We start from the raw sequence: 24,984 nt of genomic DNA, 5'->3' as shown, positions 1-24,984 counted from the left end.
GAGTGGAGGCGGGCGGTCGCCCGCCCCCACTCCGGATCATGCGTCAGAGGCCGACGATGCCGCCGTCATTCTTGGTGATGACGATGGTGGCGGAACGCGGCCGCGCGGTGGGTGCCGCGGTGCCGCCCTGGTTGGCCGGCCAGTTGCTGCTGATCGCCGCCGGGCTGCCATTCTCGCCCGGATGCTGGATGTTGACGAACAGCGAGCGGCCGTCCGGCGTGGTGTCGATGCCGGTGATCTCGCACTCCTTCGGGCCGACGAGGAAGCGGCGCAGATTGGTGCCCGGCGCCTTGCCGACGAAGGTGGCCTGCGTGCGCGTGGCGGTGCCGTCCTGCGAGGTGTTGGTGATCGTCCGCGCGCCGCCGTCGCCCACGGTGCCCGGCACCGCCGCCAGCAGCATGCAGTTCGTCTGGTCGGTATAGGCGCCGTCGTCCGTCTCGATCCACAGCAGCGGGTTGACGAGGCCGGAGGCGTTGCTCGGCCGGGCGAACCACAGGCCGTCCGGGCTGGAGAAGTCGTTGTCCGCCGTCAGCCCGGAGACGTTGATGTTGGTCGCGTCCAGGTCGGAGCCCGCGCCGAAGGCGTAGATGTCCCAGGTGAAGGTCACGGCCTCCGACGTGTCGCCCGTCTCGCGCAGGCGGATGACGTGGCCGTTGGGGTTGCCGCGCTGCGCCGTCGTGCCCTTCGGATCGTTATAGTAGCGCGGGTTGGCCGCATCCGTGCCGGCGAAGGTGCGCGACGAATTGTTGGTCAGCGTCAGGTACATCTCGCCCGACTTGGGGTTCACGGCGGTCCACTCCGGCCGGTCCATCTTCGTCGCGCCCAGCGCATCGGCGGCGAAGCGGGCGTTGATCAGCACGTCGCCCTGGTCGGCGAAGGGGTAGATGTTGCTCGCCGTGGTCAGCCCGTTCTGGCCGAAGACCAGCGGCAGCCACGTGCCGGTGCCGTCCTGGTTGAAGCGGGCGACGTAGAGCGTGCCGGCATCGAGATACTTGTCGCCGATCGCCAGGCGGTCCGTGGCCGTCGCGTCCGCCGCCACCCAGGCGGTGTTCGAGACGAACTTGTAGAGATACTCGTTCTGCGCGTCGTCGCCCATGTAGAAGGCCGGCTTGCGGCCGACGACGACGTTGGACGGCCAGCAGCCCTCATGGTTCATGCGGCCAAGCGCGGTGCGCTTGCGCGGCGCTTTGGTCGGGTCGAACGGGTCGATCTCCACCACCCAGCCGAACTGGAACGCCTCGTTGCGGAAGTCGCCGGTGCCGTCGGCCGGCAGCGCCGCCGTGGCGGTGATGTTCCAGCGCGAGTAGATCGTGCTGCTGGCATCGGCCGGCGTCACCGTGGCCCAGCCGTAATTGCCGGCGCGGCCCTCGGTGATGCCGTAGCGGATGAGGGAGGCGCTGGCTTTGGCCGACACGCCGCCGCGGGCGGCGGCATCGCCGGTGTCGCGGCGGAAGTAGCCGGCCCAATTCTCCTCGTTGGTGGCGTAGGTGCCCCAGGGCATGTAGCCGTTGGCGCAGTTGTTGATCGTGCCCCGGCCGGCGGTGCCGTCCGGCGAGAAGCGCGTGCGGATCGCGCCGTTGCCGCGCACCGGGCCGTTGAACACGGTGGGCGTCAGCGGCGTGATGCGGCGGTTGAGGGTGGAGCTGTTGACGTAGCTCCACGCGCCGCTGGTGGCGCGCGTCACCTCGATGGCGCTCACGCCGTGGCACTCCATCTCCTTCAGCGCCTCGCCCTCGGGGCGGGCGCCGCCCGCCAGCGTCGTCGGGCCGTTCGGGTGCAGGTAGCGCTGGGTGATGTTCTCGTGGTTCAGCACCAGAACGCCGCGCGTGCTGCTGGACAGATCGGGCGTGCTGCCGGTGGCGGCGAGGCCGAAGAACGACATGCCGTCATGATGATCGCCGGCGCGGGCCGAGAAGGTGGTGTCGGTGCCGTCGTTGACGAAGGCCGGGGTCGTCGTGTTGATCGGATCGCCGAGGCGGTAGAGCACCGTCACCGTGTAGCCCGACGGCACCTTGACGATGTCGTCGAGGCTCTTGGGCAGGGCGGTGAAGCCCAGGGTGGCGGGATCCACCGTCACCGTGGTGTCGGCGGTGGCCATCTTGCCCTTCTCGTCCATCGCGCTGAAGCGGAAGACGAGCGGGGTCGAGGCGCTGACGCTGGGGGCGAGGAAGGTGGCGTTGTTGGTGGCGGCGCCGGTGAGCGTCACCGTCGGGCCGGAGATCTGCGTCCACGCGACGCTGGAGACGGCCTTGTCGTCGGTCGCCGTGCCGGCCAGCGTGACGATGCGGCCCGAGGCGGACTGCGCGGTCTGCCCCGCCGTCACCACCGGCGCGTCGTTATTCTCGCCGCCGCATGCGGAGAGCAGGCTGCCGCCGAACACCGCCGTGGTCAGCGCGGTGACGCCGCCGAGCATCGTCTGCCGGCGCGAGTAGCGCGCTGCGACGATGTCCTCGAGGCTCGGATTGTCCGAGCGGTTCGTGTCGATATCGCCGTCGGTGTATCCGGCGATGTCCGCGATGTCAGCCATTGTTCATGCCCCTTCCATGTTCGTGGGGCTCCGCTACCCGGATCGCGCGTAACATTTGTTCCGGGGCGCTTACGTTTTCGTTACACTGTCACACTCGCCGCCTAAGCCGCCGCCCATGGACGCAGGAACGGAAATGGCGCGCGGGCCGAGCCTGGCCGAGCGGCTGGGCACCGGCATTTCGGCGGCGGCGCGGGCGGGCGCGGGGCGCGCGCGCCCGGTAGCGGCCGCGCATCTCCGGCGCGGTATCGGGCTGGTCCGCACCGCGCGATCGGTGAGGATCGCGCCGTGGTTCGGGCCGCTGCTGTTCGGCCTGATCATCGTGCCGCCGGCGCTGCTGTGGGCGGGGGCGGCGCTGCTGACGGTGCAGGAGGGGCGTCGCGCCGCCGCGATCCGGGCGGACTCCGCGCCGGCGCTGGCGGCGATCCGGCAGGCGCGGGCGGACCGCGCCGCGCGCGCCGCGATCGCGCCCGCCTTTGCCGTGCCGACGATCGGCGCGGCCACCCGCGCGCTTGCCGAGGCGCTGCCGCCCGATGCCGAGCTGCTGAGCCTGACGATGGCGGAGAATGGCGCGGCCGCCATGACGCTCGCCGCGCCCGACCCCGATGCGTTGCGCGCCGCCCTGCGCGGCCGGGCGCCGCTCACCGGCTTCCGCGAGACGGATCAGGCGGTCGGCGCCGACGGCCGCATGCGGATCACGCTGACGCGGCCGGCGCGATGATCGCGACGGCGCGGCTCTCCGCGATCCTGCCGCTGGCGGGGCTGGTGCTGGCGCCCTTCCTGTTCGTCCACGCGCGCACCGCGCTCGCCGATCTGGCGGCGGCGCGGCAGGAGACGGCAGGCCTCGCCGTTGAGGCGACCTCGCGGCCGCCGGCGCCCGTGCCGCTGCTGCCGGAGGCCGCCCTGATCCCGGCGGCCGATTCGGACGCGGCGGCGGCTCTCCTCGCCACCCGCCTGCGCGGGGAGGCGGCGCGCGGCGGCCTGCTGGTCGAGCGGCTGGCGCCGCTGCCCGGGCCCGCGCCGCTGGTGGCGGCCCGAATCGTCGCCTCGGGGCCGGAGGCGGCGGTGCTGCGCTTCGCCCGCGCGATGGAGGCGGGCGCGCCGCTGATCCGCTTCGCCGGCTGGCGGCTGGAAGGGGCGGGCGCCGGGCTGGTCCGGCTGGATGCGCGCGCCGTGGCGCTGCGGCGAACGCGATGATCGCGCGGCTCCCCGCACCGGCCGCCGGCGCGATCGCCGCGGGGCTGATCGTGCTGGCGACGCCGCTCTGGCTGCTGCGCGACACGACCGAGCGGGGGCGGGCGCCGGTGGCGGCGCCCTCGCTGCCGCCGCCCCGCGCGATCGAGCCGGCGCCGGCCGTCGGCGAAGCTCCGGCGCGTCCCCTGTTCTCGGCCGCGCCGGCCGATCCGCTGCTTCCGGAGGCCGGATCGCCGCCGGCCGCCGGCCCCGACCTGGTCGGCATAGTCGGCCGCCTGCCGGACGATGCCGTGGCGCTGGTGCGCGGCGGCAATGGCGGCACGCAGATGGTGGCGATCGGCGGGCAGGTGGAGGGCTGGCGGCTCGCCGCGCTCTCGCCCGATGCGGCGCTGTTCGTGCGCGGCGCGGAGCGGCTGCGCGTCGGCCTGCCGGCCGAGGCCGCGCCCGATCCCGCCCAGTAGAGCCGCGAATCGGGAGCGATCCCGGATCAGTAGATGCCGGGCAGCTCCACCGTCAGGCGCGGCTTCGGCGGATCGAGCAGCAGGCTGCGGCGATGGTCCAGCGCCTCCTCCTCGCCGCGCAGGCGGGCATATTTGCCGTCGGTCGCGGCACGGGCGGAGATGCGGTCGCGCAGCACCGTCGGCCGCAGGAACACGAACAGGGTGCGCTTCGTCTGGCTCTCGCGTCGCGCCTTGAACAGTTCGCCCACCACCGGGATGTCGCCCAGCACCGGCACCTGGCTGCGCGTGCTCATCCGGTCGTCGGTGATGAGGCCGCCGAGCACGATCGTCTCGCGATTGTCGGCCAGCACCGTGGTCTGGATGCTGCGGCGGTTGGTGATGAGGTCGGCGGCGCCCGATACGGTGGCGTTGACCAGCGATGACACCTCCTGGCTCACCTCCAGCCGCACCACGTCGCCCTGGTGGATGCGCGGCACCACGCGCAGGGTGATGCCCACGTCCTGCCGCTCGATGGTGGTGAACGGGTTGATCGTGTTGCCGTCCGTCGCGAAGCTGCCGGTGCGGAACGGCACGTTCTGGCCGACGACGATCTCGGCCGGTTCGTTGTCCAGCGTCGTCAGGCTCGGCGTGGAGAGCAGGTTCGCCTTGGTCGACTGGCCGAGCGCCTGCACGAGGATGCTGAAATTGTCGCCGATGCCGACATTGCCGGAGACGCCGTCTGTCAGGATGCCGGCCGCCGCCGGCGCGCCGATCGCCGCCAGCACGCTGCGCAGCGGCAGGCCCAGGGTGCTGAACGAGGTGGCGCCGCCGTCCGCCCGGTTCACCGCCGCCGCGCCCAGGCCGAGCTGGATGCCCAGCGCCTCGGCATTGTCGCCGGTGATCTCCACGATCGCCGCCTCGATCATCACCTGCGGCCGGCGCACGTCCAGCTCGGTGATCAGCGGCTCGATGGCGGCGATGGCCGCCGGCGCGCCGCGCAGCACGATGGCGTTCAGCTCCGGCGCGGGCTGCACGGTGAGGTCGTCGGTGGAGAAGCCGCGTGCCGCCGTGGCGGAGCCGCGCGCCGGCGACAGCGCGCCGCCGCCGAACGTGCCGCCGGCACCCCCCAGCGATCCGCCGCCGAGGGAGCCGGCCCCGAGCGAGCCGCCGCCGATCCCGCCGCCGCCTTCGCCGGTCAGCGCCGCCACCGCGTTGCCGGCGCTCGCCCCATCCAGCCGGTTGAGCCCGCCGACCGACAGCGGCAGGCGCTGGCGGCCGGTGGAGAGGCTGCGGCCGACGGCGGTGTTCGCCTGTTCCGGCGCGCCCATGATGCCGCGCAGCACCTCCGTCACCGATTCGGCGTCGCTGTTGCTCAGCCGGATCATGCGCGTGATCGGCGTCGCGCCGCCCGGCCGATCGAGCACCACGGCGATGCGCCGCGCCTGCGCGATCATCGCCGGCTCGCCGCGCACCAGCACCGTGTTGCTGCGCTCGTCCGCCGCCACCCGCGGCCCGCCGCTGGCGCCGGGATCGCCCATCACGCCCTGGATCGCCGCCGCCACGTCGCGCGCCGTCGCATGTTCCAGCCGGATGCTCTCGAAGGATGCGCCGCCGCCGCCGTCCAGCGCTAGCGCCAGCCGCTCGATGCGGCGGACATTCTCGGCATAGTCGGTCACGACGATCGCGTTGGGGCTGGGCAGCGATTCGATGTTGCCGAACTGCGCGACCAGCGGGCGGAACACGCGCGCGGCAGCGTCGCCCGGCACGTTGCGCAAGCGGATCAGCCGCGTCACGACCTCCTGACCGGAAACGCGCCCGGTGCCCGATCCGGTATCGCGGATGGCGTTGGCGGCGGGGATGATGCGCCACGCCCGCCCGCTCTTCACCGCCGCGAAGCCGTGGACGCGCAGCACCGACTGGAACAGATCCCACACCCCGTCCACCGTCAGCGGATCGGCGGAGGTGACGTTGACGACGCCCTTTACGTTGGGATCGAGGATCAGGGTGCGGCCGGTGATGCGGCTGATCTGCTCCGCCACGTCGGCGATCTCCACCGCGCGCATGTTGACCACCACGTCCGCCACCGGCTGCGCCGCCTGCGGCAAAGCGGGGGCGGGGAGGGCGAGCGCCGCGAGGATCAGCGGGAAACGATCGATGCGGCGCAACGTCAGGGTGCCTTTCAGCGCAGGGAAACGGAAACGGTGAGGCGCTTGCCGCCGCGCAGCATCGTGACGCGCATCGGCCCGCCGGCGGCGGCGGCCAGCAGCATCTGGCGATCGTGATCGGCATCGCCCACCGCGACATCGTTGATCCGCTCGATCACGTCGCCGGGGATCAGGCCGGCGCGGGTGAGCGCCGGGGGCGGGCTGGTGCCGACGCGGTAGCCCTGATCGGTGCGCGCGGCGCCCAGCGCGTCGATCAGCGATCCGCCGGCGGACGGCGCGGCCGGCGGCGGCGTACCGGCCGGCGGCTCGGCCGTCACCGGGGCGGTGGCGGGCGCGGCCGGCATCGTCGGCGCGGGCGCGCGGGGGAAGGCGAGCGATTCGGCGCGTCCGTTCACCCGCAGCAGCACGCGATCCCGCTCGATCGCCTCGATCGTGGCGCCGGCGACCGACTGGCCGACGGTGAACGCCTTCGGCGGCGCCGTGCCGATCGCGATCAGGGCGGAGGACCGGCTGGCCGGCTGCGTCGCCATCACGCCCTTCAGCGCGATGCCGAGGCTCGTCGCGGGCGCATCGCCGGCGGCGGCGCGGCCGAACGGCGCGAGGGCGAGAATCGGGCCGAGATCCACCGGGCCGGGATCCACCTGGCCGGCGCCGGCGGCTGGCGTGGCGGCGGCCATCGCGGCGGCCGGCTGGCCGCTCTCGCCGGTCAGCCGCCAGGTGAGCCCGGCGGCGGCGACGGCCAGGCTGACGATCACCACCGCCGTGAGCAGATCGACGCCGAAGGCGATGCGGCGCGGGGTGGCGAGGGCGGCGATCACGGCGTCGTCGTGCCCGCATCGACGAAGCCGTCGAGGGTGGCGAGGGGCTGCGCCTCGCCCGCCGCCGCCACGCGGATCGTCACCGCGCGCAGATCGGGATCGTCGGTCGGCTTCGTCTCCGTCCGCACCGTCCATCCCTGGCCCAGCATCTCCACCGCCGTCGGCAGGGCGGGGCCGCCCGGCAGGCCGAGTTCGGCGAGACGGTTCTCCGCCACCCACATCGCCGCACCCCGCCGCTCCAGCCCGCGGATGGAATCGACGTGCGCCTCGGATGCGCGCACCAGCCCCACCGCGGCGATCGCCAGCACCAGCAGCGCCACCAACGCCTCGATCAGCGAGAAGCCCGCCTCGGCCCGCATCATGATCGCGGCGCCGGCGAAGCGGAGACGGTGAGGCCGTCATAGGCGATCGTCCAGCGTGCCGTGGCGCTCGCCAGCCGGGCGACGAACGGCATGCCGCCGCCATCCAGCCCCAGCGGCACCGGCCCCCGCGCCGGCCCCGAGACGGCCGCCGACAGGGCCAGCGTGATCCCGGCCGGCAGCGCGTGCCGGGCGAACGCCTCGCCTTCGCCGGCGCGCCAGCCGGCGCCGTCCCAGGCCAGGAAGCCGTAGCCCTTCGCATCCCACGCCAGCGCCAGCGGGCGATCGCCGATCATCGTGTCGTCGGCGGCCAGCTGCACGCGATCGGCCAGCCGCCGCGCCTCGCTTTCAATATTGGCGCCGCGCGCCGCGCTGCCCATGCCCAGCACCGTCGCGCCCGCCATCACGCCGATGATCGCCAGCACCACCAGCATCTCGACGAGCGTCATGCCGCGTTCGTGGCGCCCGGCCGCCCGCATCAGCGGCGATTGTCCGAGAGGTCCGCGTCCAGCCCGTCGCCCCCCGGCTTGCCGTCCTTGCCGAGCGAGAGCAGGTCGAAGCCGCCGGTCTCGCCGGGGCTGCGATACACGTAGGGGTGGCCCCAGGGATCGACCGGCACCTGCGCCAGATAGCCTTCCGGCGCGTAGCTGCGCGGTTCCGGCGCGGTGGTCGGCCGGGTGGCGAGCGCCGCCAGCCCCTGCGCGCTGGTGGGGTAGTCGCCATTGTCGAGCCGGTACATCTTCAGCGCGGCGGCGATCGTCTTAAGATCGGTCTGCGCCACGGTGACGCGGGCCTGGTCCGGCCGGCCGATCACGTTGGGCACGATCAGCGCCGCCACAAGCGCGATGATCGCCAGCACCACGATCATCTCGACGAGGGTCAGACCCGCCTCGGGATCGCGGCCACGACTCATCGAACCGTCACAAAACTGTTTTGGAACTGTGCGCATTCCCGCGCCTATGGGCACGCTCCGTGAAACCATTGTTACAGTCGCGGCGGCCCGCCGCGTGCCTGCCTTCACGCGGCCGCCCGCCGCCGGGACGCTGTTCGTGCCCGGCGAGGACGTGCTGCTGCTCGCCGTCGACCTGCCGCTCGCCTCCGCCGCGCGCCGGCTGGAGGCGCTGCCCTTCGCGATCGAGGATCGCATCGCCGACCCGATCGAGGCCGTCCACCTGGCGATCGGCGGCGAGATCGGGTCGCGCCGCTATCTCGTCGCCGTCGTGCGTCACGCCGCGATGCAGGGCTGGATCGCCGGCGATGGCGGCGCGCAGGCGGCGCTGGTGCCGGACGTGCTGGCCCTGCCGATGCCCGCGCCCGCCACCTGGACGGTCGATCTGCGCGGCGCCCGCGCGCTCGTCCGGCGGGAGGACGGCACCGGCTTCGCCCTGCCGGCCGCGCAGCTGGAGGCGGTGTGGCGCGCCGCCGGGCGGCCGCCGTGCCACGCGGTCGGCGAGGCGCTGGCGCCCGCCTTCGGCATGCCGGCCGATCCGCCGGCGGAAGCGCCGCCCGGCCCGACGATCGACCTGCGCCAGGGCATCTACGCACGCGCGCTGCGGCGGCTGGAGGGGCCGTGGCGGCGGGTGGCGATCGTGATCGCGATCGGCCTCTGCGGCCATCTCGGCCTGCTGATGGCCGACACGCTGGCGCTGCGCCGCATCGCCGACGATCGCCGCGACGAGACGCGCGCCCTGATCGCCCGGGCCGCGCCCGGCCAGTGGGGCGGGGACGATGTGATGACGGTGGCGATGGACCTGCTGCCCGCCTCCGATCGCGGCGCCGGGCCGCTGATGCCGCTGCTGGCGCGCGCGTCGGCCGGCCTCGCGCCGCTGATGCCGGCGCTCGCCGTCCGCTCGATCGCGTTCGATGCGGGCGCCGCGACGCTGACGCTCGATCTGGAGGCGCGCGACGCGGCCACGCTCGCCCGCGCCGCCCGCGCGCTCGGCGCGGCCGCGCCGGTGCCGGTCGCGGAGGGCGGCCGCGTCCATGCGCTGCTGGCGGTGCGCGGCGGGCCGCTCTCGTGAGGCGCGTCGTGATCGTGATCGCGCCGTGGCGGGCGCGGCTCGCCTTGTTCTGGGCCGGGCGCAGCGAGCGGGAGCGGGTGCTGATCGCGGTGTTCGCCGCGCTGCTGCTGGCGACAGCCGCCGTGCAGCTGCTGTTCCGCCCGCTGCTGGCCGCCAACCTCTCCGCGCGCAACGACATCCGCGCGCTGGATGCGCTGAACGCGCGGCTGCGCGCCGCCGGGCCGGCGCTCGGCCGGCAGGCGCCGCGCCGCGCCGGCGCCCCGGCCGAGATCATCGGCGCCAGCGCCGCCGCCGCCGGCCTCACCGTGCAGATCGCACCGGCGGGGGCGGCGCAGGGCGTGACGGCGGCCGACGTGCCCTATGACGCGCTGGTCCGCTTTCTCGGCGATATCGAGGCGACCAGCGGCCTGCGCGTGCGCACCTTGCGGGTGGAGCGGCGGCCGGTGCCCGGCCTCGTGACCGCCACGGCGGAGCTGGCCGGATGAGCGTGCTGCCCTACGCCTTTGCCAAGCGCAACGGCCTGATCGTCACGGCCGATCCGGCCGGGCCGCGCTGCCTGCACCGCGCCGCCACGCCGGTGGAGGCGCTGGTGGAGGCGCAGCGCATAGCCGGCGCGGGCCTGGCCTTCGTCGCGGTTGAGGATGCCGCGTTCGACACCGCGCTGCGCGGCGCCTATCGCGACAGCGCCAGCGAGGCTGCCGACTTCGCCGCCGCCGAGGGCGACATCGCCAGCCTGGCAGACAGCGCGGCGGCAGTGGACGACCTGCTCGACCAGCGCGACGATTCGCCCGTGATCCGCCTCATCAACGCGCTGCTGCTGGAGGCGGTGAAGGAGGGCGCGTCCGACATCCACGTCGAGACGCAGGAGAAGCATCTGATCGTCCGCTTCCGCGTGGACGGCGTGCTGCGCGACATCGTGGAGCCCAAGCGCGCGCTGGCGCCGCTGCTCGTCAGCCGCATCAAGGTGATGGCGCGGCTGGACATCGCCGAGAAGCGCGTGCCGCAGGACGGCCGCGTCACCCTGCGCATCGGCGGCTACGATATCGACGCGCGCGTCTCCACCATACCGACGCAGCATGGCGAGCGGGTGGTGCTGCGCCTGCTCGATCGCGGATCGACCCAGCCGGACCTGGCGGGGCTGGGCATGAGCCTGCGCGACGTGGCGACCTTCGCCGGGCTGCTGGAACGACCGCACGGCATCGTCCTCGTCACCGGGCCGACCGGCTCGGGCAAGACGACGACGCTCTACGCGGCGCTCACCCGCCTCAACGATCGCCGCCGCAACATCATGACGGTGGAAGACCCGATCGAATATGAGCTGGAGGGCATCGGCCAGACGCAGGTGAACCCGAAGACGGAGCTCACCTTCGCACGCGGCCTGCGCGCCATCCTGCGGCAGGACCCCGACGTCATCATGGTGGGCGAGATACGCGACCAGGAGACGGCGCAGGTGGCGGTGCGATCGTCGATGACCGGGCATTTCGTGCTCTCCACGCTGCACACCAACAGCGCCGTCGGCAGCGTCACCCGGCTGATCGACATGGGGGTGGAGCGGTATCTGCTGGCGCCGATGGTGGTGGGGCTGATCGCCCAGCGGCTGGTGCGCCGGCTCTGCGGCCACTGCCGGCGGGAGGACGTGGCGAGCGAGACGGACAGCCTGCTGCTCGGCCGCGCGCTGGCGGTGGGCGAGCCGGTGTGGCGCGCGGCGGGCTGCGATCACTGCCATCGCGAGGGCTATCGCGGCCGCCTCGGCCTCTACGAGGTGGTCGTCGCCGACGATCGCTTCCAGGCGCTGATCCACGACGGCGCATCCGAGGCCGAGCTGACGCGGGCGGCGCGCGGCGGCGGGCCGAGCCTGCTCGACGACGGCCTCGCCAAGCTGCGCGAGGGGCTGACCTCCGTAGAGGAAGTCGCCCGCGTCGTGCGCGAGGACAACTGATGCCGGCCTTCGCGTGGCGCGCCGTGGATGCGGCCGGGATCGCCCGGCGCGGCGTGCTGGAGGCGTCGAGCGCGCCCGCCGCGCGCGCCGCGCTGCGCGAACGGGCGCTGCTGCCGCTCTCGGTGGAGGCGACGTCGACCGGCGGCGGCGCCGGCTCCGCCACGGCGCGGCCGCTGTTCCGGCGGCGCGGCGGGCGGATCGGCGCGCGCGCGCTCGCCACCGTCACGCGGCAGATCTCCACCCTGGTCAGCAGCGACATCAATATCGAGGAGGCGCTGCGCCTCACCGCCCAGCAGGGCGATGCGCCCGCGCTGAACGCGCTGCTGGTGGACATCCGCGGCGCCATATTGGACGGACGCAGCTTCGCCGGCGCGCTGGCGCTGCACCCCGGCACCTTTCCCGAATATTATCGCGCCTCTGTGGCGGCGGGTGAGCATTCCGGCCGGCTGGCCGACGTGCTGGCGCACCTCGCCGACTTCGTCGAGGGGCGCCACCGCAACCAGCAGAAGGTGCAGCTGGCTCTGCTGTACCCGGCGCTGCTGGCCGTCGTATCGATGGCGATGATGGGGCTGCTGCTTGTCTACGTCGTGCCGGATATCGTCCGCGTGTTCATCTCGCGCGGGGCGACGCTGCCGTTCCTCACCCGCGCGCTGATCGGCCTTAGCGCCGGGTTGCAGCGCTACGGCCTCGTCATGCTGATCGCGCTGCTGGTGGGCGGCCTCGTCGCGCGGCGTTGGCTGACGGTGCCGGCGAACCGGCTGCGGGCGGACGAGGTGCTCGCCACGCGCTGGCCGTTCGCCCGGTTCAGCCGCCAGCACAATGCGGCGCGCTTCGCCGGCAGCCTGGCCACCCTGGTGCAGAGCGCCGTGCCGCTGGTGGAGGCGCTGGCCGCCGCCGCCGCCGTGGTGCCCAACCGCCGCATCCGCGCGCGCTGCCTGGCGGTGGCGGCCCGCGTGCGCGAGGGGGCGAGCCTGCAGGCGGCGATGGCGGAGGCGGCGATCTTCCCCTCCATGCTGGTGGCGATCGTGGCGAGCGGGGAGAGCAGCGGCCGGCTCGGCCCCGCGCTCGCCCGCGCCGCCGCCGAGCTGGAGCGCGAGCTGGAGGCGCTGGTGGCGACGATCGTCGGCCTCGTCGAGCCCGGGGTGCTGCTGATGATGGGCGGGCTGGTGCTGCTGATGGTGCTGGCCATCCTGCTGCCGATCATCAACCTCAACAATCTGGTGGCGATGTGACGATGCCTCAGAGTTCGGTGGAGACGCTCATCCCGCCCGCCGGCGCCGCGAACGGCAGCGCCCGCGCACCCTCCGCCGTCACCGTCACGTTCAGCGCGCCGCCGGGCGCCAGCAGCACCTCGACGAAGCGGGTGCGGGTCTGCCCCTGCGGCGACACGGTGATGCGTGCGTCCGCGCCCTCCTGCCGGCCGGTCGCGATCAGCGCCGGGGTGGCGGTGGCGGCGCCGCCCGCCTTCGGCCGGCAGGTACCCGGATCGCCGCGCACGCGGCCGAGAAACGCCGGCGCCTCGCCGCCGATCGCCGCGTGCGGCACGTCAACCGCCAGCGCCAGATCGCAGGAGAAGGGCAGGCCGGGCAGCGCGGCCGCCAGCAGCGCCCCGTCCGCCCGACCCGCCACATTGTCCAGCTGCACGGCGCCCGGCCGCAGCAGCGCCCTCCCGCCCAGCGCCGTCCGTGGCCCCGTGACGGCGAGATCCACGGCGAAACCGAGCCGGCCGAGCGAGCGCAGCGGCGCCCACGCCCACGCCACCCGGTTGCCGCCGGGCAGCGCCACGTCGCCGCGCCACACGGTGCCGCCGATCGCCTCCACCGGCGCGCCGGCCGGCACCACCAGCGAGGCCGGTAAGGTGGCGAGCAGCGCGATCCCGTACGTCACGATCCCGAGCGCGACGAAGCGCCCGATCCGCCGGGAGGGCCTGCGCCATGGCCGCTGAGCGGGAACGCTCTGAGCGAGAACGGGACTGGCTGGCGGACCGGCGGGCCCTGCTGCGGCTGCTGGGCTCCACCCTCTCGCTATCCGCTGCATCGTCGCTCTTTCCCCCAATGGCATCGGCCGCCCGCGCGAAGCGGCAGCCGGTCGCGCTGCTGGTGCCGCTCACCGGCCCATCGGCGGCGCTGGGGCTTAGCATGCAGCGTGCGACCATGCTCGTGCAAAGCGCCGATCCGCCGCTGGCGATCGACACCGCCGACGGCGCGGCGGCGGCGGCGCGGACGGCGGCGAAGCGCGGCGCGCGGCTGATCCTGGGGCCGCTGTTCGCCGCCGATGTCCGCCCCGTGGTGGCGGCGGTGGCCGGGCGCGTGCCGGTGCTGGCCTTCAGCAACGATGCGGCGCTGCGAGAGAGCGGCGCCTTCCTGCTGGGGCTGACGGCGGCGCAGACCACTTCGGCGATCCTGCAATATGCCCGCAAGCGCGGCATCCGCCGGGTGGCGATGCCGGCCGCGACGGACGATCAGGGGCGGCAGGCGCTGGCGGCGGCGCAGGCGCTGCAGGCGTCGCTGGGGATCGAGATCGTCACGCTGGCGGGTGCGGTGCCGGCGGACGGCGCGGTCGCCGCCGATGCGGTGCTGGTGCCGCAAGGCGGCGACGCGCTGGTGCGCGCGGCGGCGGCGCTGGGTCAGGGTCAGGGTCAGGGTCAGGGTCAGGGGCCGGGCGGCGTGCAGCTGCTGGGCCTAGCCGCCAACGATGCGGCACCGGCGGCGATCGCCGGCGCGTGGATCGCCGCCCCCGATCCGGCGGCGTTCGGCGGCTTCGCCGAGGCGTTCGCTTCGGCCCATGGCGGCACGCCCGGCCTGATCGCGGCGCTGGCGCGGGACGGCATGGCGATCGCCGAGACGCTGCGTGCCGCCGGGCCGATCGACCGCGCCGCCATTCTGGCGCAGCCGCGCTTCGAGGGCGTGGCCGGGGCGCTGCGCTTCCGTTCCGACGGCAGCGCCGCGCGCGACCTCGCGATCCTCGTCGCCGGGCGGGACGGGTATGAGGTGGTCGATCGCCTGACGGGGGCATGATGGCGGCGCGCCTGCCCATCGGCGAAGCGGGCTTCACCCTGATCGAGCTGATGATCTCGCTTGCCCTGTTCGGCTTGATCGCGGTCGCCGGGCTGGCGATGGTGGACGGGCTGCTCGGCATCCAGAGCCGCACCGACGGGCGGCTGACGCGGCTGGCCGACATGCAGCGGGCGATGTTCGTGCTGACGAGCGACCTGGACCAGATCGCCGACGGCCCGGTGACGGGCGACGGCGCGACGCTCGCCTTCCGCCGCACCGCGCCGCTGATCGGCGGGGCCGCCGTGCCCGTGCGCTACGGCGTGGTCGCCGGCATGTTCGGGCGCGAGGTCGGCGGGTTGCCGCAGCGGCTGCTCGGCGGCGTGGCGGCGCTGCGCTGGCGCTTCTACGAACGCGGCGCCGGCTGGATCGATCGCTGGCCGCCCGATCCCACCCGCGCGAAGGAGTGGCCCGTCGCCATCGCCGGCGAGATGGTGGTGGCCGGCGGCCTGCCCGGGCCGAGCGGCACGCTGCGACGCGTCGTGCTGCTGCCGGCGCGGCCGTGAGCGGGGGCGCGGCGTGAGCCGGGGCGCAGATGCCGGCGAGCGGGGCATGATCCTGGTCAACGTGCTGCTGTTCGTGGCGATCGCCAGCGGCATCGTGATGCTGATGATCTCGGGCGAGGACGGCGCGCTGCAACGGGCCGGGCGGATGCGCGAGGCGGCGCGGGCGCAGGCCATCGCGCGCGGCGGCGAGACATCGGCGGTGGTGGCGCTGCGGCGCGACCTGCTGACCGGGCCTGACAGCGACAATGCCGGCGAGCGCTGGGCCGCCGGCGATCGCGGCGTGGCGATCGATGGCGGCACCTTCTCCCTCGCGATCGCCGACGCGCAGGATCGCTTCAACGTCAATGCGGTGATCTCGGGCGAGGCGGGGCCGATCGAGCTGCTCTCCCGCATCGGCCTCTCGGCCGGCCTCACGCCGGAGCAGATCGCCCGCGCGATCGAGCTGATCCGGCTGGCCGGGCCGATCGCCGATCTGCGGCCGCTGGCGCGGGCCGGCCTCGATCCGACGGTGGCGGCGCGGCTCTCGACGATGATCACGGCGCTGCCCCACGAGGGCAAGATCAACCTGAACGCCGTCGGCGAGCCGCTGCTCGCGATCCTGCTCGACGATCCGATGAAGGCGCACGAGCTGATCGCGGTGCGGACCCGCCAGACCTATCTGACGCCGCAGGACTTCGCCGACGCGCATGTCGCCGTGCCGCAGCAGGCGGGCTTCACCTCCAGCCTGTTCCGCGTCACCGCCAGCGTGACCATCGGCGACACGACGCAGCATTTCACCAGCCTGATCGCGCGGCGCATGGTGGACGGCGTGCCGGTGGCGGCGGTGATCGCCCGCGCGCGGGGCGGCGCGGCGGCGCTTGCGGGCGGCCCGGCCGGCCGCCCGTCCTGAGCCGCCGATCGTAGCTATAGCTACAGCTACAGGGCGAAGCCGATGCCGATGCTCACCCGCGCATCGTCCTCGCCGCGGGCGAAGCGGCCCTCGGCGCCGAAGCGGTAGCCGAGCCGTCCCTGCGACCCCTGCACGCCGAAGCCGGCGACGACATGGTCGCGCTCGGTGGAGGCGAGCGCCACCGTCTGCGTCGCCAGGCTGTGCTGGGCGGAGGCGAGCTTCACGATCGCCGCGCGATCGCCGCGCTCGTCCTCCCAGGTATAGCCGACGCGGACGGAGGGGATGAACATGTCGGACAGGTGCGCCCGCGCCTCACCGCCGGCCGTCAGCCGCAGGCGGCGATAATCGAGATCCTGATAGGCCACGTTGCCGAGTGCCGCGCCCGTCTCGGTATAGCCGTCCACCTCGGTATCGACATAGTCGGCCGCACCGAACGGGCCGACGCGCGCCGGCCCGAGATCCACCAGCCAGCCGATCTCGCCGGACGCGGTCGACACGTCGCCGCCGGTGCGGCCGCGGCCGGTGAGGCCGTAGGCGCCGGCGCGATCGAGCCTGTCCAGATCCAGCTGCACCGTCTTGGCGGCGGCGGCCTGCGCGTAGAGGCCGGACGGCAGCGACACGCCGCCGTACACGGCCACGCTGGTGCCCTTGGCGTCGATGGCGAGCGGGCCGCCATTGTCGTCGGCCGACTGGTGGCCCACCGCCACGCCGACCCGCGCCGGGCCGAAGCCGTAATCGACGCCGCCGGCGATGGCGAGGCCGTCCGCGCGGGAGAGATCGACGCCGCGGCGGGTGGTGGTGTTGATCCGCTGCCACGCCGTCTGCGCCCAGAGCGAGATGCCGGTGCCGAAGCCGCCGGCATCGGAGAGGCGGCGCAGGCTGCCCAGCCGCTCCATCGCCGGGGTGGCGGCGACGGTGCCGATGTCGCTGGCGATCGTGCGGGCGGTGTTCAGCACGATCGGCGCGCCGACCTTCATCGCGGCGAGCGCGGTGGGATCGATGTAGGTCGGCAGGGTCAGCCGGTAGACGAGCACCACGCTGTCGTTCACGCCCGTGCCGCCGGCGCCGCTGAGCGAGGCATTGTACGGCTGGCCGTTGATGAACCCCTCGCTCGCCTGGAAATCATTGTCGTTGCCGATCAGCAGGAAGAAATCCTGCGGCGCGGAATCGAGCAGCACCGGCGCCAGCCCCATCGCCTCCTGCTTCTCGGACAGGGAGGTGGCGGAGGAGGGAGCGGTGTTCAGGTTCATGCCGAAGCGGCCGAGCTGCACCGGGTTCAGCATGTTGACGAGTTCCACCTGCTGCACCGGCACGATGCCGCTGGCGAGCGTGCCGTTGGTCGCGATCGGCGTGGTGCTCGTCTCGTAGGTGGTGCCGGCGAGGTTGGTGGCGCCGGTGGTGTCGATCAGCAGCACGCTCTTGAACACGGCCGAGTTCGTCGCCGACGCGCCCGCGCCGCGACCGATGCCGTCCCGCGCCAGCACGAGGAACTGGCTGTCGTTGAGCGCCAGCATCTCGGACTGGGCGGCCGTGCGATCGGGCGCGGCGCCGTTGCCGGCCTGGGTGAAGATCGGCAGCTGCAGCACGTAGTGGCCGATCGGGTTGGCCGGGGTGGCGTTGCCGCTGATGTCGTACACCAGCACGCGGGTGTTGTTGCGCGTCGCCTGGTTGCTGCCGGCGGTGTCCTGCACGGTGGCCGACTGGAGGATGGTGACGAGGCGGGTGCCATCCGGCGTGATCGACACCGCCTCCAGCCCCTGATTGTTGCGGCGGCCGGTGGTGGGCGGGTTGACGCTGTTGAAGTTGATCGCGCCCGCTGTGCGCGGCAGCAGCGCCGGCACCGTCTGGATCGCGCCGATCAGCTTGCCGCTTGCATCATAGTGATAGAGGCCGGCGGCATATTCGTCGGAGACGTAGAAGGTGCCGTCCGGCGCGTAGGCGATGCCTTCCGCATCCAGGCTGATGCGGCCGGCGCCCTCGCCGCTGCGCGGGCTGGGCAGCGAGACGCCGTTCTGCACGACCACGCCGGTGCCGGGATCCTTGCCCGTCATCGGCGCGCCGCTGGCGTCTGTCAGGAAGAAGCCGCCGGCGGGCGTGATCGTCAGCTGGTTCTGCGACGACGTCGCCTGCGGCAGATTGGCCGTGCCGGTATAGGGCGCGAGAGTGAGCGTGGAGATGTGGACGCGGTTGCGATAGTCGGTGGAGCCGACGAACGGGCCGACGTCGTTCGGCCCGCGATCCGGCGTGGTGCGCATCTTGCCGCTGTAGGTGCCGTCCGCGTTGCGCCGCCACGAGGCGAGATCCAGCGCCATGCCGGAGAAGGAGCCGAGCGTCTCGCCGGCGAAGTCGCGAGTGTTGGCGCTGAGCCGGCCGACGCCGACGAGACCCTGATTGACGAAGGTCTGCCCGCCCAGAGTGGCCGAGGCGGCGCCCGCCTGGGTGGTGATGTTGGGCGTGGTGTAGCTGCGCGATTGCGCGAAGGCGGACGTGGTGGAGCCGAGCAGGACGGCGGCGGCCAGCAGGCGCGAAGACGTTTTCATTGATGATCCCCCAGTAATCGGGGCGCGATAGATCGGCATTGTGACAGATTGACTGCGCATGAACGATGTCTTCCCGCACTGGTCGCTGTAATCGAGGCGCAACCTGGGCTTCGCCGAGCTGCAACCGTCCGTTCGTCAAGCTGCAACCGACATGTCGCCGCCGGGTAGCGCGGGCGGGCTACGAAGCGGGGATGCCAGAGCTTCCCCGCTTCGAGTGTGCGACGATCCCGCCGGCGGCCAAGGCGCGGCTGCGCATCCTGTTCCTGGCCAAGCATGCCTGCGGCGACGGCCGGCCGGATGCGACGGACGGCAACCACGCCGTCTACCATCACGAACTGCGCACCACCTTGGAGCGGATCGGCCTGCACGTGATCCCGCGCGACGATTACGCGGCGATCTTGGACCGGCCGGACGCCGATTTCGCGATCCCGCTGCTGAACCGCGCCGGCTTCCAGAACAGCGAGATGCTGGCGCCGCTGCTGTTCGCCCGCCACGGCCTGCCATGCCTGGGCGCCAGCGCGATCGTGCGCGGGCTGGCCGACGATAAGCATCTGGCGAAGGTGGCGGCGCGCGCGCAGGGCGTGCCGACGATGGACTGGCAGGTCTATCGTCGCGGCACCGGCGCCATCCTGCCGCCGCCCTTCCGCGCCGAGCGGCTGGTGGTGAAGCCGAACGCCTCCTCCGCATCGTGGGGGGTGCGGATCGTCTCCGCCTGGGCCGAGGCGCGCGACCATGTGGAGGCGCTGCAGCAGGCCGGCCACGACGTGATCGTGGAGCGGTACGCCCCGCTGCTCGACATCGCCGTGCCGGTGATCGGCGGCGCGGCGGCGGAGCCGTGGCTGCTGCCGCCGATGGCCTATCTGCCCGATGCGCTGGGCGGCCCCCGCTCCTACGAGGAGAAGCGTAGCCTCGTGGCGAGCGGGCCGGATCCGCTGGTGCCGGTGGAGGACCCCGCCCTCGTCGCGCGGCTGGAGCAGCATGCGCGGGCGCTGGTCCGCGAGCTGTGGCCGTTCGACTATGGCCGCATCGAGTTCCGCTTCGATCCGGCGACCGGAGCGCTCCACTTCATGGAGGTGAACCTGTCGTGCAATCTCTGGTCGCAGAAGACGATCTCGCGGTCCGCGGCGTCGCTCGGCATCGATCACGCGTCGCTCGTCGAATCGATCGTCGCGCACAGCATGGGGCGGCAGGGGCTGCTCGACGCGGGCGTGGCAAGGCTCGCGGCATGAGCGTGACGCCGGCCATCGGCACGGCGACGGCGCTGGTGCTCGCCGGGCGGCGCGACGGCGCGCTCGATCCGCTGGCCGCCGCCGCCGGCACCGCGCTGAAATGCCTGGTGCCCGTCGCCGGGCGGCCGATGATCGTGCATGTGCTTGAGGCGCTGGCGGCGGCCCCGCTGATCGGCCGCATCATCGTTTCCACCAACGACGGCGCGGCCGTGGCCGCCGTGCCGGAGGTGCGGGCGCTGATCGCGCAGGGGCGGCTAGATATCGTCCCGGCCCACGCCAATCTGGTCGACAGCGTCACCGCGGGCCTGGCGGATGCGCGCTTCCCGGTGCTGGTGACGACGGCCGACAACGTGCTGCTCGGCCCGGATTCGATCGCGGCGATCGCGCGGGATGCGCGGGCGGCGGACGCGGACGTGGCGGTGGCGTTCACCCGCCGCGCATCGGTGCTGGCGGCCCACCCGGACGGGCAGCGACGCTTCTATCGCTTCGCCGACGATGCCTATTCCAATTGCAACAGTTACTGGATCGGCCGGCCGGGCGCGCTGGCGGCGGCCGAGGTGTTCCGCCGCGGCGGCCAGTTCGCCAAGCATCCGTGGCGCATCGTGCGGGCGTTCGGCCTCGTTAACCTGATCCGCTTCCGCTACGGCATCGGCACGCTGGAGGCGGCGTTCCGCCGTTTCTCGCGCCGCTTCGGCCTGGCCATCGCGCCCGTGATCCTGGCGGACGGCGCGGTCGCGATCGACGTGGACAATGCGCGCACGCTGGGCGTGGCCGAAGGGCTGCTGCGCGGGCGCGACCAATGGTCGATCGCCGCCGAGTGAGACCCGCCGAATGAGCCGCCTTGGCCGGCCGCGATGCTGACCTTGCGTATCGCGCCGCCGCGCATGCTGGCGCGCACCGCGCCGGGCGCGGGCGACGGCGCAGGCGATGACCGGGGCGATGACCGGAGCGATGACCGGGGCGATCTGGCCGGATATTATTTCGGCCAGCTCTGGTGTCACTGGCGAATGACGGATCGGGCGCTCGCCATCATCCTCGCCGCCGTGTCCGCCGCGCGCTGGCCGATCGGGGGCGGCGGGGCGGCGCCGTGGCGCAACGGCTGGGGGGCGCGCGAGCAGCGGCTGGTGCGCGGGGCGACCGGCGGGGAGGCGCATCTCGGCATGGCGGCGCGCAAGGGCGTGCACCGGCTGCTGAACCCGGGCGCCTTTCCCCGTGCCGCCAACCCGCTGAAGAACAAGCGCCTGTTCGCCACCCGCTGCCGCGCGGCCGGCCTGCCGGTGCCCGACACGTTCGCCGATGATGGCGACGCCGCCGCGCTGCCGGCGTGGCTGGCGCGGCAGGCGGCGATCATCGCCAAGCCCAATTACAGCTCCAAGGGGCAGGGGATCGTCCGCTACCTGCGTGCGGACGGCGGCTGGCACGACGGCACGCGGGCGCTTGCGACGGAGGCGCTGGTCGCGCGGCTGGGGCGGGGCGGCGTGATCCAGACATGCCTCGCCGGGCACGCCGATCTCGCCGCGCTATCGCCGGGCGCGCTGCCGACCTTGCGGATCATGACCTGCCTGGACGAGCAAGGCGCGGTGGAGCAGTGCGGCGTGCTGCTGCGGCTGGGGGCGGGCCGCGCGCCGGTGGACAATTTCAACGCCGGCAATCTGGTGGCGGCAGTAGGGGATGACGGGCGGCTGGGGCCGGCCTTCATCCGCGCCGGCGCCGCGATCGAGACGGTGACGCACCACCCGGCGACGGGCGCGGAAATCGTGGGGCGCAGGGTGCCCGATCTCGCCGCCGCGATCGATCTGGCGGTCGCGGCGCACGCGGTGTTCCGCAACGGTTTCACCGTGATCGGCTGGGACATCGGCCTGGCCGAGGGCGGGCCGGTGCTGATCGAGGGCAATTGGAACCCCGGAACCGACGTGGTGCAGCTGGTCGCCGGCCGTGGGCTCGGGCGGACGCGGCTGGGCGCGCTCTACCGCCACCATCTGGCGCGCCTGCCAGCGGCACGGTGGCGCGCCGCCCGGCCGATCGAGCGCGAGCCACGGCACGCGCGATGATCGCCATCTACGTCCACGAGATCGCCGCGACCGGCGTCGTGCGCAACGCCCTCGCCATCGCCGGGCGGCTGGCGCGGGAGGGGCATGGCGTGGACCTCGTCACCGCCCTGCCGGGGGGGCATGAGGCGGTGCCCCCCGGCGTGCGTCACACCGTGCTGCTGGCGCCCGCGCGCCGATCCCGCGCGGCCGAGCAGCTGCTGGCGGTGGCGGCGCTGCGCCGGCATCTTGCGGGCGGGGAGGCGGCGATCATCGTCTCGGCGGGCAATCACGGCCACGCGACCGTGTGGGCGGCGACGCGCGGCCTGGCGCGACCGCGCCGCATCTACCGGATCAGCAACGATACGGTGCGCGCCGGCACGCACGCGCCGGGCACGCCGATCGGCCGGTCGCTGCGCGCCGCGATGGCCGGGCTGATCGCGCGCGACGCCGCGCGGCTGGTGCTCGTATCGGCCACGCTTGCCGCGCGGCCGTGCTACGCCCGCGCGATCGCCGACGGACGCGGCACGATCATCGCCAACGGCGTGGATGTCGCGGGCGCGCGCATCGCGGCGCAGGCGCCGCCGGACCATCCCTGGTTCGACGGGGAGGCGCCGCTGATCGTGGCGGTGGGCCGGCTCAACCGGCAGAAGAATTTCGCGACCCTGATCGCGGCGACGGCGCTGCTGCAGCGGCAGGTGCCGGCGCGGCTGCTGATCCTGGGCGGCAGCCGCGACGGCGCGCGCGAGGCGCTGGCGGCGCAGGCCGCGCGGCTGGGCGTGGGCGATCGCGTGGCGCTGCCCGGCACCGTCGCCAACGTGTTCGCCTGGATGGCGCGGGCGGACGTGTTCGCCCTGCCATCCTGGTGGGAGGGATCGCCCAACGTGCTGCTGGAGGCGATCGCCACGGGCGTGCCGGTGGTCGCCTCCCGCACCGCCGGCAACGCCGCCGAGATACTGGATCACGGCCGCTACGGCCGGCTGGTCGATCCGGCCGATCCGCAGGCGCTGGCGGATGCGCTGGCGCTCCAGCTCCGCCCCGCCACCGCGATCCGCCCCGGCGATCGTGCCGCCGCCTTCGATCTGGCCGCCAATCTCGATCGCTGGGCGGCGCTGGCCGGGGAGCTGCTGGCCGATGCGCCGCCCCGGCGGGCCGGCGCGATCGCCGCCCTCACGCCGGCAGGATAAGCTCCGCCAGCAGGCCGCCGCACGCGGTCGACCGCGCCAGACGCAGGCTGCCGCCGTTCAGCTCCGCCAGCTCGCGCGCGATCGGCAGGCCGAAGCCGTGGCCATCGCCACGCTCGTCCAGCCGGCGGCCGGGCAGCATCGCCTCGGCCATCGCCGCCGCGTCCAGCCCCGGCCCGTCATCCTCGATCGTCAGCGCCACCACCGGACCTCGCGCCTCCGCCTCGACGCGGATCGCCTGGCGCGCGTGGCGCCACGCATTGTCCAGCAGGTTGCCGAGCATCTCGTCGAGATCCTGCGGATCGATCGCGACGGCGAGACCGGCGGCGATCGCCACCGATGCCGCGATGCCGCGATCGGCGTGCACCCGTCGCAGCACGGCGACCAGATCGAGCGTGGCCACGGCCAGCGGCGTGTGGACGCGGCCGCCGCCTGGCGCCGCCGCGCGGGCACGGCCGAGATGGTGGCGCACCCGGCTGTCGATCTGGCGCACCGCCTCGCCGAGGCTGCCGTCCGGATCGCGATCCCCCTCCGCCAGCCGCAGGGCGAGAGCGGCGAGCGGCGTCTTGAGCCCGTGGGCGAGGTTGGCGACGTGCTGGCGGGCATAAGCGAGGCCCGCCTCGTTCTGCGCGATCAGCGCGTTGAGTTCCTCGACCAGCGGCGCCAGTTCGCGCGGCTGGCCGCCGGGCACCGCGCGGGCGCGGCCGGCACGCACCTCCGCCAGCCCGTCGCGCAGTGCGCGCAGCGGACGCAGGCCGAGGCGGAGCTGCAGCAGGGTGGCCCCCGCCAGGCCGAGGCCGATCAGCCCCAGCGAGCCCAGCAGCGGCATCATCGCCTCGCGTACCGGCGCGGCGACGATGCGGCGCGGGCCGGTGGCGGTGATCGTGACCGGCCCGGCCGCCGTCTCGACCGAGAGGGTGCGCGCGTGCAGCGGCTCGCCGCGCCTGCCGTATCCGTCGCCAGGGGCCGGGCGGTGCTGGCGAAGGTGGCGATCCGACCGGTCGGGCGGCGGCGGCTCCGGCGCGCGCACCGCGATCGCGGCGGCGTTCGGCGTGCTGGCGCGCAGGCTGCCGCCGGGGCCGGCGACCTGCCACGTCCAGTCCGTCCCCGCCTCGTCGAAGCCCGGAAGGTCGACAACCCGCCGCTCGTCCAGCCGCCCGTCCGGCCCGATCGCGCGGGCGAGCACCGCCACCTGCGCATCCAGCCGCTCGTCCATCCCGCGCAGCACGAAGCGTTCGAGCACATGGCCGATGGCGAAGCCGGCGAACAGCAGGGCGGCGAGGGTGGAGGCGAGGCCGATCGCCAGCAGCCGGCCGAACAGCGAGGCCGGCCAGAGCCTCACCGCGCGACCTTCACGGCATCCGCCGTCAGCCGGTAGCCGCGGCCGCGCACCGTCTCGATCATCTCGGCGCCGAGCTTCCGGCGCAGCCGCCCGACGATGACCTCGATCGAGTTCGAATCGACGTCGGCATCGCCTTCGTAGACCCGCTCGATCAGGTCGGCGCGCTCGATCACCACTTCCCGCCGCAGCATCAGGGCGGAGAGCACGCGCCACTCGAACGCGGTCAGCTTCAGCGGCAGACCGTCCAGCTCGAACGTGCCGAGCTGCGCATCGAACACCAGCGGGCCGCAGGCGATGCGCGCGGCGGCGTGGCCGGCGGCGCGGCGGACGAGCGCGCGCAGCCGCATCACCACCTCCTCGATGCGGAACGGCTTGACCAGATAATCGTCGGCGCCGGCCTTGAAGCCCTCCACCTTCTGCGACCAGCCGTCGCGCGCGGTGAGGATCAGCACCGGCAGATCCCGCCCCTCGGCCCGCCAGCCGCGCAGCACGGCGATGCCGTCCCGCTTGGGCAGGCCGAGATCGAGGATGGCGGCGTCGTAGCGTTCGGTGGCGCCCAGATGGCCGCCATCCTCGCCATTGTCGGCCACATCCACGGCGAAATTCTCGGCGCGCAGCGCGCGCGCGATGCCTTCCGCCAGCCGGGTGTCGTCCTCCACGAGCAATATGCGCATGCTGGTTCCTCCGCCGGAGCGCCTAGCCCCTCAGCCAGAACCGAAACTGAACGGCATGGTTCAGCGTGGATCGCGGACGA

Annotated in this window: 24 protein-coding genes; 14 read left to right on the top strand and 10 right to left on the bottom strand. The window is 73.8% G+C overall.

Annotated features, from left to right (window positions below; genetic code table 11):
* Positions 1-43 precede the first annotated feature (43 nt).
* Complete coding sequence (locus GNT64_RS10505; RefSeq protein WP_156679483.1) at positions 44-2,527, bottom strand: PhoX family protein; 2,484 nt, start codon at positions 2,525-2,527, stop codon at positions 44-46.
* A 115-nt stretch (positions 2,528-2,642) separates the two neighbouring features.
* On the opposite strand from GNT64_RS10505, the gene GNT64_RS10500 reads away from it, so the two are divergent.
* The 3 genes from GNT64_RS10500 to GNT64_RS10490 are packed head-to-tail and all read left to right on the top strand — an operon-like array spanning position 2,643 to position 4,179.
* Positions 2,643-3,245 (top strand): hypothetical protein, encoded by a 603-nt coding sequence (locus GNT64_RS10500; protein WP_156679482.1) that lies wholly within the window; start codon positions 2,643-2,645, stop codon positions 3,243-3,245.
* Entirely contained in the window at positions 3,242-3,721 is a 480-nt protein-coding gene (locus GNT64_RS10495) for a hypothetical protein (RefSeq protein ID WP_156679481.1), read from the top strand. The genes GNT64_RS10500 and GNT64_RS10495 overlap by 4 nt, the downstream gene beginning before the upstream one ends.
* Positions 3,718-4,179: a hypothetical protein gene (locus tag GNT64_RS10490; RefSeq protein WP_156679480.1), complete on the top strand. Its 462-nt coding sequence runs from the start codon at positions 3,718-3,720 to the stop codon at positions 4,177-4,179. The genes GNT64_RS10495 and GNT64_RS10490 overlap by 4 nt, the downstream gene beginning before the upstream one ends.
* 26 nt (positions 4,180-4,205) lie before the next feature.
* On the opposite strand, the gene gspD is transcribed toward GNT64_RS10490, so the two are convergent.
* Genes gspD through gspG form a run of 5 tightly spaced genes read right to left on the bottom strand, consistent with a single transcriptional unit; the run spans position 4,206 to position 8,413 of the window.
* A complete protein-coding gene (gene gspD / locus GNT64_RS10485) occupies positions 4,206-6,323 on the bottom strand; it encodes a type II secretion system secretin GspD (protein WP_231639455.1) in 2,118 nt (705 codons plus the stop codon).
* Positions 6,324-6,337: 14 nt separating this feature from the next.
* Entirely contained in the window at positions 6,338-7,141 is an 804-nt protein-coding gene (locus GNT64_RS10480; RefSeq protein ID WP_231639454.1) for a type II secretion system protein N, read from the bottom strand.
* Complete coding sequence (gene gspI, locus GNT64_RS10475) at positions 7,138-7,503, bottom strand: type II secretion system minor pseudopilin GspI (protein ID WP_197277359.1); 366 nt, start codon at positions 7,501-7,503, stop codon at positions 7,138-7,140. Before gspI ends, GNT64_RS10480 begins: the two co-directional genes overlap by 4 nt.
* Positions 7,500-7,979, bottom strand: a complete 480-nt coding sequence (locus GNT64_RS10470) for a prepilin-type N-terminal cleavage/methylation domain-containing protein (RefSeq protein WP_156679479.1) — start codon at positions 7,977-7,979, stop codon at positions 7,500-7,502. The genes gspI and GNT64_RS10470 overlap by 4 nt, the downstream gene beginning before the upstream one ends.
* Positions 7,979-8,413 (bottom strand): type II secretion system major pseudopilin GspG, encoded by a 435-nt coding sequence (gene gspG / locus GNT64_RS10465; RefSeq protein ID WP_197277358.1) that lies wholly within the window; start codon positions 8,411-8,413, stop codon positions 7,979-7,981. Before gspG ends, GNT64_RS10470 begins: the two co-directional genes overlap by 1 nt.
* Before the next feature lie 94 nt (positions 8,414-8,507).
* Here gspG and gspL point away from each other — a divergent pair, with 94 nt between their 5' ends.
* Genes gspL through GNT64_RS10445 form a run of 4 tightly spaced genes read left to right on the top strand, consistent with a single transcriptional unit; the run spans position 8,508 to position 12,692 of the window.
* Positions 8,508-9,521: a type II secretion system protein GspL gene (gene gspL / locus GNT64_RS10460; protein WP_197277357.1), complete on the top strand. Its 1,014-nt coding sequence runs from the start codon at positions 8,508-8,510 to the stop codon at positions 9,519-9,521.
* Positions 9,518-10,006 carry a type II secretion system protein GspM gene (gene gspM / locus GNT64_RS10455; RefSeq protein ID WP_156679476.1) on the top strand — a complete coding sequence of 163 codons (489 nt, stop codon included), beginning with the start codon at positions 9,518-9,520 and terminating at the stop codon, positions 10,004-10,006. Before gspL ends, gspM begins: the two co-directional genes overlap by 4 nt.
* The gene (gene gspE, locus GNT64_RS10450; protein WP_156679475.1) at positions 10,003-11,460 is read left to right on the top strand and encodes a type II secretion system ATPase GspE; all 1,458 of its coding nucleotides are present in this window, start codon (positions 10,003-10,005) and stop codon (positions 11,458-11,460) included. Before gspM ends, gspE begins: the two co-directional genes overlap by 4 nt.
* Positions 11,460-12,692 (top strand): type II secretion system F family protein, encoded by a 1,233-nt coding sequence (locus GNT64_RS10445; protein WP_156679474.1) that lies wholly within the window; start codon positions 11,460-11,462, stop codon positions 12,690-12,692. Before gspE ends, GNT64_RS10445 begins: the two co-directional genes overlap by 1 nt.
* Before the next feature lie 7 nt (positions 12,693-12,699).
* On the opposite strand, the gene GNT64_RS10440 is transcribed toward GNT64_RS10445, so the two are convergent.
* Positions 12,700-13,347, bottom strand: a complete 648-nt coding sequence (locus GNT64_RS10440; protein ID WP_156679473.1) for a hypothetical protein — start codon at positions 13,345-13,347, stop codon at positions 12,700-12,702.
* A gap of 47 nt (positions 13,348-13,394) precedes the next feature.
* On the opposite strand from GNT64_RS10440, the gene GNT64_RS10435 reads away from it, so the two are divergent.
* Genes GNT64_RS10435 through GNT64_RS10425 form a run of 3 tightly spaced genes read left to right on the top strand, consistent with a single transcriptional unit; the run spans position 13,395 to position 15,908 of the window.
* Positions 13,395-14,477 carry a type 1 periplasmic-binding domain-containing protein gene (locus tag GNT64_RS10435; protein WP_156679472.1) on the top strand — a complete coding sequence of 361 codons (1,083 nt, stop codon included), beginning with the start codon at positions 13,395-13,397 and terminating at the stop codon, positions 14,475-14,477.
* A complete protein-coding gene (locus GNT64_RS10430) occupies positions 14,474-15,019 on the top strand; it encodes a prepilin-type N-terminal cleavage/methylation domain-containing protein (RefSeq protein ID WP_231639452.1) in 546 nt (181 codons plus the stop codon). The genes GNT64_RS10435 and GNT64_RS10430 overlap by 4 nt, the downstream gene beginning before the upstream one ends.
* Before the next feature lie 13 nt (positions 15,020-15,032).
* The gene (locus tag GNT64_RS10425; protein WP_231639450.1) at positions 15,033-15,908 is read left to right on the top strand and encodes a type II secretion system minor pseudopilin; all 876 of its coding nucleotides are present in this window, start codon (positions 15,033-15,035) and stop codon (positions 15,906-15,908) included.
* Positions 15,909-15,934: 26 nt separating this feature from the next.
* Here the strand turns inward: GNT64_RS10425 and GNT64_RS10420 are convergent, their stop codons facing one another.
* Entirely contained in the window at positions 15,935-18,448 is a 2,514-nt protein-coding gene (locus tag GNT64_RS10420; protein WP_156679471.1) for an esterase-like activity of phytase family protein, read from the bottom strand.
* Positions 18,449-18,639: 191 nt separating this feature from the next.
* On the opposite strand from GNT64_RS10420, the gene GNT64_RS10415 reads away from it, so the two are divergent.
* Genes GNT64_RS10415 through GNT64_RS10400 form a run of 4 tightly spaced genes read left to right on the top strand, consistent with a single transcriptional unit; the run spans position 18,640 to position 22,891 of the window.
* On the top strand, positions 18,640-19,677 hold the full coding sequence (locus GNT64_RS10415) for a D-alanine--D-alanine ligase family protein (RefSeq protein ID WP_156679470.1): 1,038 nt from the start codon (positions 18,640-18,642) through the stop codon (positions 19,675-19,677).
* Positions 19,674-20,498 carry an NTP transferase domain-containing protein gene (locus GNT64_RS10410; protein WP_156679469.1) on the top strand — a complete coding sequence of 275 codons (825 nt, stop codon included), beginning with the start codon at positions 19,674-19,676 and terminating at the stop codon, positions 20,496-20,498. Before GNT64_RS10415 ends, GNT64_RS10410 begins: the two co-directional genes overlap by 4 nt.
* Positions 20,499-20,531: 33 nt before the next feature.
* Positions 20,532-21,728 (top strand): sugar-transfer associated ATP-grasp domain-containing protein, encoded by a 1,197-nt coding sequence (locus GNT64_RS10405; protein WP_231639448.1) that lies wholly within the window; start codon positions 20,532-20,534, stop codon positions 21,726-21,728.
* A complete protein-coding gene (locus GNT64_RS10400) occupies positions 21,725-22,891 on the top strand; it encodes a glycosyltransferase (RefSeq protein ID WP_156679468.1) in 1,167 nt (388 codons plus the stop codon). Before GNT64_RS10405 ends, GNT64_RS10400 begins: the two co-directional genes overlap by 4 nt.
* Here the strand turns inward: GNT64_RS10400 and GNT64_RS10395 are convergent.
* Both GNT64_RS10395 and GNT64_RS10390 read right to left on the bottom strand, forming a co-directional pair.
* Positions 22,875-24,230, bottom strand: a complete 1,356-nt coding sequence (locus tag GNT64_RS10395; protein ID WP_156679467.1) for a sensor histidine kinase — start codon at positions 24,228-24,230, stop codon at positions 22,875-22,877. The genes GNT64_RS10400 and GNT64_RS10395 overlap by 17 nt on opposite strands.
* Entirely contained in the window at positions 24,227-24,904 is a 678-nt protein-coding gene (locus GNT64_RS10390; protein WP_156679466.1) for a response regulator, read from the bottom strand. The genes GNT64_RS10395 and GNT64_RS10390 overlap by 4 nt, the downstream gene beginning before the upstream one ends.
* Positions 24,905-24,984: the final 80 nt, after the last annotated feature.

The organism is Sphingomonas profundi (genome assembly GCF_009739515.1).
GTDB lineage: Bacteria > Pseudomonadota > Alphaproteobacteria > Sphingomonadales > Sphingomonadaceae > Alterirhizorhabdus > Alterirhizorhabdus profundi.
The sequence above is the reverse complement of the archived record's forward strand: the minus strand, read 5'-3'. Positions and strand labels throughout refer to the sequence as shown.

Coding starts and splice junctions, on each gene's coding strand:
- GNT64_RS10405 (WP_231639448.1), top strand. CDS start 20,532: ATGCTGACCTTGCGTATCGCGCCGCCGCGCATGCTGGCGCGCACCGCG.
- GNT64_RS10400 (WP_156679468.1), top strand. CDS start 21,725: ATGATCGCCATCTACGTCCACGAGATCGCCGCGACCGGCGTCGTGCGC.
- gspI (WP_197277359.1), bottom strand. CDS start 7,503: ATGATGCGGGCCGAGGCGGGCTTCTCGCTGATCGAGGCGTTGGTGGCG.
- gspE (WP_156679475.1), top strand. CDS start 10,003: ATGAGCGTGCTGCCCTACGCCTTTGCCAAGCGCAACGGCCTGATCGTC.
- GNT64_RS10410 (WP_156679469.1), top strand. CDS start 19,674: ATGAGCGTGACGCCGGCCATCGGCACGGCGACGGCGCTGGTGCTCGCC.
- GNT64_RS10420 (WP_156679471.1), bottom strand. CDS start 18,448: ATGAAAACGTCTTCGCGCCTGCTGGCCGCCGCCGTCCTGCTCGGCTCC.
- GNT64_RS10490 (WP_156679480.1), top strand. CDS start 3,718: ATGATCGCGCGGCTCCCCGCACCGGCCGCCGGCGCGATCGCCGCGGGG.
- GNT64_RS10445 (WP_156679474.1), top strand. CDS start 11,460: ATGCCGGCCTTCGCGTGGCGCGCCGTGGATGCGGCCGGGATCGCCCGG.
- GNT64_RS10495 (WP_156679481.1), top strand. CDS start 3,242: ATGATCGCGACGGCGCGGCTCTCCGCGATCCTGCCGCTGGCGGGGCTG.
- GNT64_RS10505 (WP_156679483.1), bottom strand. CDS start 2,527: ATGGCTGACATCGCGGACATCGCCGGATACACCGACGGCGATATCGAC.
- GNT64_RS10435 (WP_156679472.1), top strand. CDS start 13,395: ATGGCCGCTGAGCGGGAACGCTCTGAGCGAGAACGGGACTGGCTGGCG.
- GNT64_RS10500 (WP_156679482.1), top strand. CDS start 2,643: ATGGACGCAGGAACGGAAATGGCGCGCGGGCCGAGCCTGGCCGAGCGG.
- GNT64_RS10390 (WP_156679466.1), bottom strand. CDS start 24,904: ATGCGCATATTGCTCGTGGAGGACGACACCCGGCTGGCGGAAGGCATC.
- GNT64_RS10430 (WP_231639452.1), top strand. CDS start 14,474: ATGATGGCGGCGCGCCTGCCCATCGGCGAAGCGGGCTTCACCCTGATC.
- gspG (WP_197277358.1), bottom strand. CDS start 8,413: ATGAGTCGTGGCCGCGATCCCGAGGCGGGTCTGACCCTCGTCGAGATG.
- GNT64_RS10470 (WP_156679479.1), bottom strand. CDS start 7,979: ATGCGGGCGGCCGGGCGCCACGAACGCGGCATGACGCTCGTCGAGATG.
- GNT64_RS10415 (WP_156679470.1), top strand. CDS start 18,640: ATGCCAGAGCTTCCCCGCTTCGAGTGTGCGACGATCCCGCCGGCGGCC.